General features: G+C 53.0%; 11 protein-coding genes. 3 read left to right on the forward strand and 8 right to left on the reverse strand.

Annotated features, from left to right (window positions below; all coding sequences use genetic code 11):
• Positions 1 to 2: 2 nt before the first annotated feature.
• Both HB664_RS03915 and rfaQ read right to left on the reverse strand, forming a co-directional pair.
• Entirely contained in the window at positions 3 to 1,130 is a 1,128-nt protein-coding gene (locus tag HB664_RS03915; RefSeq protein WP_045143053.1) for a glycosyltransferase family 4 protein, read from the reverse strand.
• Complete coding sequence (gene rfaQ, locus HB664_RS03920) at positions 1,127 to 2,197, reverse strand: putative lipopolysaccharide heptosyltransferase III (RefSeq protein WP_219940380.1); 1,071 nt, start codon at positions 2,195 to 2,197, stop codon at positions 1,127 to 1,129. Before rfaQ ends, HB664_RS03915 begins: the two co-directional genes overlap by 4 nt.
• A gap of 150 nt (positions 2,198 to 2,347) precedes the next feature.
• Between rfaQ and HB664_RS03925 the strand changes: the two genes are divergently transcribed.
• Positions 2,348 to 3,304 (forward strand): polysaccharide deacetylase family protein, encoded by a 957-nt coding sequence (locus tag HB664_RS03925; RefSeq protein ID WP_048980263.1) that lies wholly within the window; start codon positions 2,348 to 2,350, stop codon positions 3,302 to 3,304.
• Between the two features lie 23 nt (positions 3,305 to 3,327).
• On the opposite strand, the gene HB664_RS03930 is transcribed toward HB664_RS03925, so the two are convergent.
• From HB664_RS03930 to rfaD, 6 genes are read right to left on the reverse strand one after another with little or no spacing between them, the layout of a single operon-like run.
• Complete coding sequence (locus tag HB664_RS03930; protein ID WP_219940381.1) at positions 3,328 to 4,539, reverse strand: O-antigen ligase; 1,212 nt, start codon at positions 4,537 to 4,539, stop codon at positions 3,328 to 3,330.
• Positions 4,527 to 5,435 (reverse strand): glycosyltransferase family 2 protein, encoded by a 909-nt coding sequence (locus HB664_RS03935; protein ID WP_143346354.1) that lies wholly within the window; start codon positions 5,433 to 5,435, stop codon positions 4,527 to 4,529. Before HB664_RS03935 ends, HB664_RS03930 begins: the two co-directional genes overlap by 13 nt.
• 5 nt (positions 5,436 to 5,440) lie before the next feature.
• Complete coding sequence (locus HB664_RS03940) at positions 5,441 to 6,550, reverse strand: glycosyltransferase family 9 protein (protein WP_219940382.1); 1,110 nt, start codon at positions 6,548 to 6,550, stop codon at positions 5,441 to 5,443.
• A gap of 3 nt (positions 6,551 to 6,553) precedes the next feature.
• The gene (gene rfaC, locus HB664_RS03945; RefSeq protein WP_219940383.1) at positions 6,554 to 7,537 is read right to left on the reverse strand and encodes a lipopolysaccharide heptosyltransferase RfaC; all 984 of its coding nucleotides are present in this window, start codon (positions 7,535 to 7,537) and stop codon (positions 6,554 to 6,556) included.
• A 3-nt stretch (positions 7,538 to 7,540) separates the two neighbouring features.
• Entirely contained in the window at positions 7,541 to 8,587 is a 1,047-nt protein-coding gene (gene rfaF / locus HB664_RS03950) for an ADP-heptose--LPS heptosyltransferase RfaF (protein ID WP_219940384.1), read from the reverse strand.
• Between the two features lie 2 nt (positions 8,588 to 8,589).
• Positions 8,590 to 9,522 carry an ADP-glyceromanno-heptose 6-epimerase gene (gene rfaD / locus HB664_RS03955; protein WP_008502707.1) on the reverse strand — a complete coding sequence of 311 codons (933 nt, stop codon included), beginning with the start codon at positions 9,520 to 9,522 and terminating at the stop codon, positions 8,590 to 8,592.
• 215 nt (positions 9,523 to 9,737) lie between these two features.
• Between rfaD and kbl the strand changes: the two genes are divergently transcribed.
• On the forward strand, positions 9,738 to 10,934 hold the full coding sequence (gene kbl, locus HB664_RS03960) for a glycine C-acetyltransferase (RefSeq protein ID WP_219940385.1): 1,197 nt from the start codon (positions 9,738 to 9,740) through the stop codon (positions 10,932 to 10,934).
• Positions 10,935 to 10,943: 9 nt separating this feature from the next.
• The gene (tdh, locus tag HB664_RS03965; RefSeq protein ID WP_219940386.1) at positions 10,944 to 11,972 is read left to right on the forward strand and encodes an L-threonine 3-dehydrogenase; all 1,029 of its coding nucleotides are present in this window, start codon (positions 10,944 to 10,946) and stop codon (positions 11,970 to 11,972) included.

Raw genomic sequence — 11,972 nt, forward strand, 5'->3', positions numbered from 1 at the left:
TTTTAATCCAGTAATTTTTGATAAAGCGTAATAAGCTGACTTGATAGTTTTTCGGGAGTGGCGTCTTTTACACGTTCACGTGCCGCTCGTCCCATATTGTTATTTTTTTCCAGTGAAGGAATGGCGGCTACCGCTTCCTTCAGTGTACTGATATCAAGTGCGTCACAATAAAATCCGTTCTGGCCTTGTTGAATAAACTCTGCACCACCGCAACTCTCTGAAGTAATGACGGGCAAGCCGCAGGCCATCGCTTCAAGAATGACGTTAGGAAAGGGATCATACAGCGTTGGCAACAGTAAACCATCGGATAGCTGATAAAAAGGCAGAGTTTCTTTTTGCACCCCCAGGAAACGGATTTGCCCCTCGCAGCCTAACGAACGGGCGAGGTCGCGATAACGACGCTCTGCTTTATCTTGCCCAACCACAATCAGCCAGGCTGATGTTCCAGCGATAGCGCGTATGGCGCTGGCTAATCCTTTTCGTTCAAACCCTGAGCCAACAAAACAGAGCACAACGGCATCGGCTGGCAAACCAAATTGCTGGCGCAGCATCGCACGCTGTGCCTCCTGGGCCGGAACGAAGCGGCTGGAATCAATAGAATTATAAATCACATGAATTTTATTTGCGTCAATATCAAAGTCTTCAACGATTTCGCGTTTGATCATCTCCGCATTACAGATTACGGCTTTCAGCTCGGGCGCCTGATACATTTCCCGTTCCGCACGCATCACGTAGCGGTGATAGCGGTCATACATCAGCATTTGCGCACGCCAGGCAGGTAAAATGCGCGCGCGCTGCAGCAGCCAGCGACGATGCACCCCATCACCCGCGCGATAGATATCACAACCCGGGATGCGCTCATGGCTTTGAACAATATCAAACTGCTGTTGCTGCCACAGCGCGCGCGCGGCCTGTGCAAATCCGCGCTCTCGACTGATGCGGCCCCATTTTTGAGGGTTGCAAATATGGATATGCCAGTCGTCTTGCTTCTCTCCCTGCCACTCACGCGTGATGACGTTGAGCTCAAGGTTCTGATTGCTCAGCGCGGTGAGAGCGCGCGAAACGAAGCGTTCCGCTCCGCCATCAGGGCGATATTTTTGGCGAACAATGGCCAGACGATGGTTTTTCATGACAGATATCTCCTTGCGGCGGAGACGACAGCATCAACGGGAATGGCGTCGAGATAGCGTTCTTTCGTTTTGGTATCAATGGCATCCGGATCGGGTAGAGGGCCGTAATCGCCGGCCCAGATGACTTCACCGTTGACTTGCCATGGAGACCAAAACGTGAGTTTAGAAGGGCCAAATAGCGCCACGCAGGGCGTTTGCAGCGCGGCGGCCATATGCATTGGAACGGAGTCAACGCCGATAAAAAGACGCGCATGATCGATAAGTGAGGCCAGCTGGCGCAACGTTAGCTGGCCCGCCAGCGAGACGACCCCCGTCTTTGGCGAGGCGGCGAGAATGCGATCGATCATCGCCAGCTCTTTTTTATCCGGCCCCGCGGTGAGCACAACCGTATGACCATCCTGCTGCAGTGCAGTAATGGTTTGCGCCATTTTGTCTTCGCTCCAGCATTTAAAGAACCAGCGGGACGTCGGCTGGATCACGATATAGCTGTCACCCACAGCCGTCTGCGTCAGCTTTTGGCGGGCATGATGCCAGTCTTCTGCGGTGTAAGCCATGGTGACAGCAGGCTGCGGCGAGACCTGTAATGGCGCCAGAATGGAAAGATTCTGTTCGACCGTATGCAGGGATTTGTGACCGTCGACAGAGACCAGATCGGTGTGACAAAAACGCCAGAATGCACTGTTGCGTTTGTTAAACGCGAATCCGAGGCGAACGGGTGCACCGGTGAAGCGGGTGACGATAGCGCTACGCCATTGATCGGCAAGGTTAATCACCAGATGATAATGCTGATTTCTTAACGCACTCAGCAACTGCCACTCTTTTTGAAGATGCTTGAGCGTGCCAAGCTGTTTCCATTTACGATCGATTCCATAAATTGTACCGATCGCCGGATGCGCGGCGAGCATATCGCGCGTTTCTTCATACAGCAGGACATCAATCTGCGCCTGCGGCCATTTTTGACGTAGCGAATCAATGACGGGAGTGGTCAGCAACATGTCGCCATGATGGCGGAGTTTGATAAGTAAAATGCGCAAATCAGGTGTGTCAGGTAAGTTATTCATCATCATCTTATCGGCGTTGTACTGATGGCAATTCTAATAGACCTGATAGCGACTTGCACTCTTTCTCCATAATCTCAGTAATTTCCCTGGAAGGGTTTACTCATGCTTTGGAGAGTGCGTAACATAGCGCTAACTTTCCTGTCTTGCGGACTCATTATGAACAAACCAGCGTTTATCATCACAATTGATACTGAGGGCGATAATCTCTGGCAAAATCACCGCGTCATTAAAACGGAAAATGCGCGTTATCTGGCGCGTTTCCAGGCGCTTTGTGAGCGTTTCGGCTTTAAGCCCGTGTGGCTGACCAATTACGAGATGGCGATCGAACCCGTTTTCATCGAATTCGCCAGGGACGCAATCGCCCGCGGTCAGGGGGAGGTGGGAATGCACCTTCACGCATGGAATAGCCCGCCGGAGCACGATCTCACGGGCGATGACTGGCGATGGCAGCCTTATCTGGTTGAATTTTCGGATGAGGTGATGCGCGAAAAAGTGCTGTTCATGACCCGCCTGCTGGAAGAGACCTTCCAGACCAAAATGTTAAGCCACCGTGCCGGACGTTGGGCATTTGACAGTCGCTACGCAAAATTGCTCGTTGAACTGGGCTACCAGGTGGATTGCTCCGTGACGCCACGCGTGAACTGGCGCAATGCGAAAGGCGCCCCGCAGGGTAATGGCGGAACGGATTATCAGCATTTCCCCGACCACGCCTATTTCATGGATTTAGACAATATTTCCCGGGCAGGCAATAGCCCATTACTCGAAGTGCCGATGAGCATTCAGTATAAACACCCGGCGTGGTTGAACACGATCAAACAGGGTTACGACAGGCTTCGCGGTAAATATCGCTCTCCCTCTGTGAGCTGGCTAAGACCGTCTGGTGGGAATGCGGCGCAAATGATTCAGGTCGCACAGCAATGCCTGTCGCAGGGAAGTGAGTACGTGGAGTTTATGCTTCATTCGTCGGAATTTATGCCTGGCGGAAGCCCAACGTTTAAAGATGAGGCGGCGATTGAAGGGTTGTATCAGGATTTAGAAACGCTCTTTAGCTGGTTATCCGATAAGACGGTAGGGATGACGCTGGCGGAGTTTTATCAATACAAGAAAAAATAATGCCCGCCAGGCGGGCATTATCATTAGCGTTGCCTGGTTTGCGAAAAAGGGGTACTCAGCGCAAACACGGTGACAAAGAAGATTAAAGCCTCAGAACTCAACAGTATGACGTCAGTCAGGCCATAGAGTAATAAAAGAAGCATGGTCGTCAGCAGCAGGCCATTTCTGTTTTTAAGGGCGTAAACGATCATCGATATATAGAAAAACACTAATATCGCCAGCCCTGGGATCCCCTGCAGAGAATATTTTTCAATAAACTCATTGTGCAGATGCACCCTGATAAACTCTAGTGCAGCCGCGAGGTGTGGGTGCCCATTTTTCACATATTGCTGTGTCCATATTTCTCGGTCTTCAACTGACTGCCCTAAAGGATGGGCCAGCCCGTTTTGAATGCCAACACTCCACATAGAAAAACGTGCGCCGAGTGAGGTTGCATCATAGCCTTTCTGATAACTTTCAACTTCAGCTTGTGTTTGTTGTATCTTAGGTAAGATTAATGGCTTGTAGCTAACGATAACAATACCCGCCACAATACATAAGAAAATCAGCGTAGATTTAAGGTGGATTCTTCTGAAGTGATAAAGCGTGAGTACAATCGCCAGGAGTAGATATAACCCCATTGCGGCACGGGTGCCCGTTAGAAGAATGACGAAATAAGATATTAAGATGATGAGTCCTGCGGCTACATACAGTTTGATATTTTTCTCTAGATAAAGACTGTATACAAACGCCAGTGACAATACAGAATAAACATAGGCCGACACGGTCGCACGGTTTATGGCCATCTCGATACGCCCCATACCCTGTGAAGCCTGCCATAAGCCATAGCCAGTGGCGAGTATAAACCCTGCACCAGAGGCGTATAAAAAATATTTCTGGAAGGATGCTTTATCAATATAAGACTTAAACCGGTCAAGATAAAAAATGAGAATACTTGCCAGAATTAATTTTTTACTTGCACCGAGATAATCGCTATAAACGTTCAGACCTTCGCTATGATATTCATACACCAGATACCAGCCAAGATTAAGCAGGCCAATCAATAAAATCGGCAATGCGATAGAAAAAGGACGCACTGTGATTTTTTTATATTCGCACGCTAAGCCGATAATGCTGGCATAAATCGCAATATAGAAAAACTCTCGCTGCTTACCTGAACTCAGCAGCGCCAGCGCAAGCGAAATAAGGCTCAAAATCAGCGTCAGCTGATAAAGCCGCAGTTTTACTTTTTCCATAATGCCTCAATGACCCTTTTTTTGTAGCTGAAACGTACATCTCTGGTAAAGAAGAAAGAGAGAGAATAAAGTGCATTGACCCGCTGTTTAACCAGTTTGAGTTGCAGGTCAGTCAGATGCTGCCGGTGGTTTCTGTAGATATCAAACCAGTGACAATTAACAAGATGCTTAAAAGAACGAGGGAATGTTTCTTCCATTTGTAATGTGCAATCAACCAGCGTAGCGATTTTACTGGCGTCGAGACGGCTCGACAAACTGTCGTTACGTTTGATGTAATAATAATGTCCCTGACGCTGATAGACTATTTTACTCGATTGCATCAGCATGCCGGGAAACACGGCAAAATCTTCATAGCAGACCATCGAAGGAATCGGGTTATTCACATACAATTCCCGATGAATGAATTGCCCGATGAGATGTGCCTGAAAATCTTTGTGCTGCAGGAACCGCTTTATTGCCTCATGTTGTGACAAAGCAACAGGAGAGAACCCCTGCCAGTCGGCTGTCATTTTTTTGGTGTCGCGAATTTCCAGCAGGCGCGTCAGGAGCATATCAGGGCGCTCTGATTTGAGAAACGCCACCGCGTCCCTGATGCTGCCCGGTTTCATCCGGTCATCGCTATCCAGCATGGTAATGTATTCACCTGTGGCCAGCGAGAGGGCACTGTTTCGAACATGGCCTACGTTACGGTACTCGACGTATCGGGATTGCGCATTCGGAAGCATTGGCAGCCACGCTTCAATAATATCCTGCGTTGAGTCGTTTGAACTGTCGTTAAAGATAATGATCTCTACATCATCCCCCGCCCCCTCAATCGCGTTTTGCAGGCTTTCTAGCGTAGTGTGAAGCGTATCTTTGGCGTTATGCGCGGCAATAATGATGCTTAGAAAAGCCATAATAATTAGTTTCCCTGAGCATCAAAGGAGTATGCGTCTGTATTAATTGTGGGTAACTCGCAAATGAAGTGTTTGAGTTCACGTAGCGCTTCGTCTGTTACAGCGAAGAGTTCTTCCCGGCTCTGTGAGAAGTAATATCGTGTTTCAAAAACATATGAGCAAATGTTGTCATCATTACCAATCAGCAATACGTTGCCCAGCGGACGCTGTTCATAGTGGCAACAAGGCCCGAACAGTAAGATTACCGGCACGCCTACCGCATCGGCAATGTAGACATTCCCCGAGTCAGACGCGATATAGCAATCCATTTTAGAAATGGCCCACGGCAGCTCTTCAAGCGAGATTTTGCCAATCAGATTAATAAAGTTGGGCAGTTCACCGTAAGCGCGGGTGATATCATCCATCCACGATTGTTCATTCGGGGCGCCAAACACATAAAATTCGCAGGGCAGGTCGGCGAGACGATCGGCAATTTGCTTCCAGATGACCGGCGGAACGGTTTTCGCTTTATTCCCGGCGGCTACGCTGATGCCAATGCGGATCACGCCGGGTTTATCGAGGATTGCCGGATAGGTCGCAGGTTTGAAAAGTGGCTTTGTGGCGTGCTTTGGCGAGTCTTGCCAGGTTAAGGTGCGATCGGCCAGTTTGAGATAGTTCGTGACTGAAAGAGCCTTCTTACCGTGTTCAACAGTACCGTCTGCCGTTGCATAGAAAATACCGTGATACCATCTGCGCGTGTAAGTGCTTAAAAACTGTTTGTTTTTAGCGTTACACACGGAGGCGAAAAAGAGGTTCACGCTGTTGGGTTGCAGGAGATAGACATTGTCATAGCGGTTCATGATCCGGCAGGCAAAGACCAGCTTTCGCCACAGGTTACGCTTATGCTGCTCGATAAAAAAAATCTCATCGATCGTCTCATCATGCTTCGCCAGCGCACCTACGCTACGACTGATGAGCACGTCGCTTTTTTGCAGGTATGCCAGAAGGGGCGTTGCATTAACAAAATCGCCGATTTTTGCTGTCTGAATGACCAGGTTTTTACCTGTCTCTTTGCGGAACAGCTTCCGGATAAGCTTCACCGGAAAGAGTAAAATCAGCAGAAATACGTAACTCATGCGTTAGATATCCCTGTTGGAAAGCCAACGGCTGCCCTGTAAAAATGAAAAAATAGCATCTGCGCTGATATCCTTCGTTTGCTGGGTCGGGCTGACCATCTGATGCTGGTTTTTACCGTAACCCCCGATCAATCCGGGATCGGTCGGACCAAAAATCGTAATATTCGGACGATCCAGCGCCGCGGTTAAATGGCTTAAACCTGTATCAACGGAAACAACAGCATTCGCTCCCGCCAGCTGCGCGGCAACCTGCGCCAGCGTGAGTTTCGGCAATACCTCGACGTGTGAAAAACCTGCTGCCAGACGCTCTGCACGCTGCCGCTCATGTTCAGCGCCCCAGGGCAGTTTAATATGGATGCCGGTAGGTTGCATTAGTTCAATCAGGCTTCGCCAGTGCGTTTCCGGCCAGTGTTTATCGTCGCGCGTTGTGGCATGCAGGAAGACAAGATAAGGCTGCGCACAGGGATCTGTATTGCGCAAAAAGTGCTGCGCAATGGCGTAGTCGCCCTGGGTTTCCGGTTTCGCATAGCCCAGACTTTTTGCAAACAGCTCGCGGGTACGTTCTACGGCATGCTGTTGCTTTACGATGTGGCGCCGACGGTTATAGAACAGGCTCGCCAGCGGTTCGCGGGCGGTATGCCAGCCCATGCCGTGCTTTACGCCGTGTGCCAGACGCGTCACCAGCGCGGCGCTTTTCACCAGCCCCTGGGCGTCGATGATGGCGTCGTAATGCTGTGCCCGCACCGCCTCACGGAAGGCTTTGCGTTCGGCTTTAATCGGCGCGGAGAACCACGCTTTGCGCCAGCGGCGGATCGCCACCGGGATCACGCGGTCAACCGCTTCATGCCAGGTGGGGATCTGCGCGAAGCCTTCTTCCACCACCCAGTCAAAACGAATGTCGGGAATGGCCCGCATGGCGTCCGTCAGTGACGGGAGCGTATGCAGAACATCGCCCATCGAAGAAGTTTTAACGATCAGTACCCGCATTCGTTATCCTTCTTCGCTCAACAGCAGTTCGTTAAGCTCTTCGAGAACGCGCTCTGGCGTAATGTCGATCAGGCTCTGATGGTAGCCTTCTGCGGCATCGCCCTTGCGTACTTTGTGATAGCCGGTGATCAGGCGGATGACGCGCGCTTTATGAGAAAGCGGGGGCGTGAAGTCCGGGCTACTTGGGCCATACAGCGCCACCAGCGGGCGGTTGAGCGCGGCGGCGACGTGCATCAGGCCCGAATCGTTGCTGACCACGGCCGCACAGGCGGCAATCAGGATAACCGCCTGTTCAAGCTGCGTTTCTCCCGCCAGGTTGCGGCACCAGGCCTGCTGTTCATTACTGAGCGTCGCGAGAATTTCGTTGCCTGCCTCGTGGTCCTTTGCCGAACCGAACAGGACAATCTGGTAGCCTTCGTCAATCAGCTGTTTCGCCAGCTCCGCATAGTGATAGTGCGGCCAGCGTTTTGCCGGGCCGAACTCGGCGCCGGGGCAGAAGCCAATCATCGGGCGTTCAGACGATAGACCAAACGCGTTACAGGTCTGGGATTTTTCACCGTCGTTAACCTGAAGCTGTGGCCAGAGCAGCGGCTGCGGCAGGTCTTTCGCACTGCGCATCACGCCTTTGTCGTAGGCCAGCGCCACATAGCGCTCCACCATCAGCGGCCAGGCCTCTTTATCCAGCACCCGCGCATCGTTCAGCAGGCCGTAGCGCATTTCGCCGCGCCAGCCGGTGCGATGTGGGATGCCCGCAAAGAAAGGCACAAGGGCGGATTTAAAGGAGTTTGGCAGGACATACGCCCGATCGTAGCGCTTATCGCGCAGGCTATGGCCGAGCTTGCGGCGTTCGCCAATTTCCAGCGCCCCGTGGCCAAGCGGCATCGGGATCGCCTCGTTCACTTCCGGCATACGCGACAACAGCGGACGGCACCACGCGGGTGCCATCACGTCGATTATCGCCTGGGGATAACGCGCCTTGAGCGTGCGATAGAGACTTTGCGACATCATCATGTCGCCCACCCATGACGGGCCGATCACCAGAATCTTCATACTTATGCGTCGCGGTTCAGCCAGGCCATATATTCCGTTACGCCTTCGGCAACGGTCTTGAACGGCTTGTCGTAGCCTGCGGCGCGCAGGTTGGTCAGATCGGCCTGGGTGAACGCCTGATAACGGCCTTTCAGCTTGTCAGGGAACGGAATGTACTCGATGCTGCCTTTTTTGTGATACGCCAGCGTTGCGTCAGCCACGGCCTGGAAGGACTCCGCGCGGCCGGTACCCAGGTTGAAGATGCCGGATACGCCGTTTTCCCAGAACCACAGGTTCACTGCGGCAACGTCGCCCACGTAAACGAAGTCGCGCTTAAAGCCGTCGCTGCCTTCGAACAGTTTCGGGCTTTCACCGTTATTCAGCTGGGTGTTCAGGTGGAACGCCACGCTCGCCATGCTGCCTTTGTGACCTTCGCGCGGTCCGTAGACGTTGAAGTAACGGAAGCCGACGATCTGCGAGTTCGCTTCTGGCAGCACCTGACGCACGTACTCGTCGAACAGGAATTTGGAGTAACCGTAGACGTTCAGCGGCTGTTCATACTCGCGGGATTCGATAAAGTCCGAGGTGCGGCCGCCGTAGGTTGCCGCGGAGGAGGCATACAGGAACGGAATTTCACGCTCCAGGCAGTAGTGCAGGATCTCTTTGGAGTACTGATAGTTATTGTCCATCATGTACTTGCCGTCCCACTCGGTGGTGGAAGAACACGCACCTTCGTGGAAGATAGCTTCGATCTCGCCGAACTCTTCGCCTGCCATAATCTGGATAAGGAAGTCTTCTTTATCCATGTAGTCAGCGATGTTCAGATCCACCAGGTTGACGAACTTGGTGCCGTCTTTCAGGTTGTCAACCACCAGGATGTCGGTGATGCCTTTGTCATTGAGAGCCTTAACAATATTGCTGCCGATAAAGCCCGCGCCGCCGGTAACGATGATCATAACTGTAACCTTTGAAGTGTGGAGCCCGGGGACAATCCCGGACGCTAATGTCTCTATCATATCATTAGTATGGCTGCCCTTCAGCCATTCACCTTCACAGCGCAGGGGTACGCGTGATTTATGCTGCAAAAACGACAAGAGATGACGTGTCATCTCGTCATGAACTATAGGTTTGGGTAATATGTCCCGAAATTTGCCGAGTCTGGAGAATTGCAATGCGTGGTGATTTTTACAAACAGTTAAACAGCGACCTCGACACCGCACGTGCGGAAGGGTTGTTCAAGGAAGAGCGTATTATCACGTCTGCCCAGCAGGCGGACATCACCGTTGCCGACGGCAGCCATGTGATCAACTTTTGTGCGAACAACTACTTAGGTCTTGCGAATCACCCTGAGCTGATTGCCGCTGCAAAAAACGGCATGGACACCCACGGTTTCGGCATGGCCTCCGTACGCTTTATCTGCGGTACGCAGGACAGCCACAAGCAGCTTGAGCAAAAGCTGGCGAGCTTCCTCGGAATGGAAGACGCGATTCTGTACTCCTCCTGCTTCGACGCCAACGGCGGTCTGTTTGAGACCCTGCTTGGCGCAGAAGATGCGATTATCTCCGACGCCCTGAACCACGCCTCCATCATCGACGGCGTACGCCTGTGCAAAGCGAAGCGTTTCCGCTACGGCAACAACGACATGGTCGAGCTGGAAGCGCGCCTGAAAGAGGCGCGTGAAGCGGGGGCTCGCCACGTGCTGATCGCCACCGACGGCGTGTTCTCCATGGACGGCGTGATCGCCAACCTGAAGGGCGTGTGCGACCTGGCGGATAAATACGACGCGCTGGTGATGGTTGATGACTCTCACGCGGTCGGCTTTGTCGGCGAAAACGGCCGCGGTTCCCACGAATACTGTGACGTGATGGGCCGCGTGGATATCATCACCGGTACGCTGGGCAAAGCGCTCGGCGGCGCGTCCGGCGGCTATACCGCCGCGCGTAAAGAGGTGGTCGAGTGGCTGCGCCAGCGCTCTCGCCCGTACCTGTTCTCCAACTCCCTGGCGCCGGCCATTGTTGCCGCCTCCATCAAGGTGCTGGAGATGGTGGAGTCCGGCGCTGAGCTGCGCGACCGCCTGTGGTCCAACGCCCGTCTGTTCCGTGAAAAAATGAGCGCCGCAGGGTTTACCCTGGCCGGTGCTGACCACGCGATCATTCCGGTGATGCTGGGCGATGCGGTCGTCGCGCAGCAATTTGCCCGCGAACTGCAGAAAGAAGGGATTTACGTCACCGGGTTCTTCTTCCCGGTGGTGCCAAAAGGTCAGGCGCGTATCCGCACCCAGATGTCTGCGGCGCATACGCCTGAACAAATTGAACGTGCGGTGGAAGCCTTTACCCGCATCGGCAAACAGCTGGGCGTAATTGCCTGAGGACGTGTGATGAAAGCGTTATCCAAACTGAAAGCGGAAGAAGGGATTTGGATGACCGACGTGCCGGAGCCGGAAGTCGGTCATAACGATCTGCTGATCAAAATTCGTAAAACCGCCATCTGCGGTACTGACGTTCACATCTACAACTGGGACCAGTGGTCGCAGAAAACCATTCCGGTACCGATGGTTGTCGGTCACGAATATGTCGGTGAAGTGGTGGGTATCGGCCAGGAAGTGAAAGGCTTCCAAATTGGCGATCGCGTCTCCGGTGAAGGCCATATTACCTGCGGCCACTGCCATAACTGTCGCGGCGGGCGTACGCACCTGTGCCGTAATACCATTGGCGTGGGCGTAAACCGCCCGGGCTGCTTCGCGGAATACCTGGTGATCCCGGCGTTTAACGCGTTCAAAATCCCGGACAATATCTCTGACGACCTGGCCTCCATCTTCGACCCGTTCGGCAACGCGGTGCACACGGCGCTCTCTTTCGACCTGGTCGGTGAAGACGTGCTGGTCTCCGGCGCGGGCCCAATCGGCATTATGGCCGCTGCGGTGGCGAAGCACGTGGGCGCGCGCAACGTTGTGATCACCGACGTGAACGAATACCGTCTGTCGCTGGCCCGCAAAATGGGCGTCACCCGTGCGGTGGATGTCTCGAAAGAGAGCCTGACCGACGTGATGGAAGAGCTGGGCATGACCGAAGGCTTTGACGTGGGTCTGGAGATGTCCGGTGCGCCACCGGCGTTCCGCACCATGCTCGATACCATGAACCACGGTGGCCGTATCGCGATGCTGGGTATTCCGCCGTCAGACATGTCTATCGACTGGAACAAAGTCATCTTCAAGGGGCTGTTCATCAAGGGCATCTATGGCCGCGAGATGTTCGAGACCTGGTACAAGATGGCGGCGCTGATCCAGTCCGGTCTGGATCTGTCCCCGATTATTACTCACCGTTTCTCCATCGATGAGTTCCAGCAGGGCTTCGACGCGATGCGTTCCGGCCAGTCAGGAAAAGTGATCCTGAGCTGGGATAAGTAA

Origin of the sequence: Enterobacter sp. DNB-S2, assembly GCF_019443845.1 — a bacterium.
In the GTDB taxonomy this organism is placed as follows: domain Bacteria; phylum Pseudomonadota; class Gammaproteobacteria; order Enterobacterales; family Enterobacteriaceae; genus Enterobacter; species Enterobacter asburiae_B.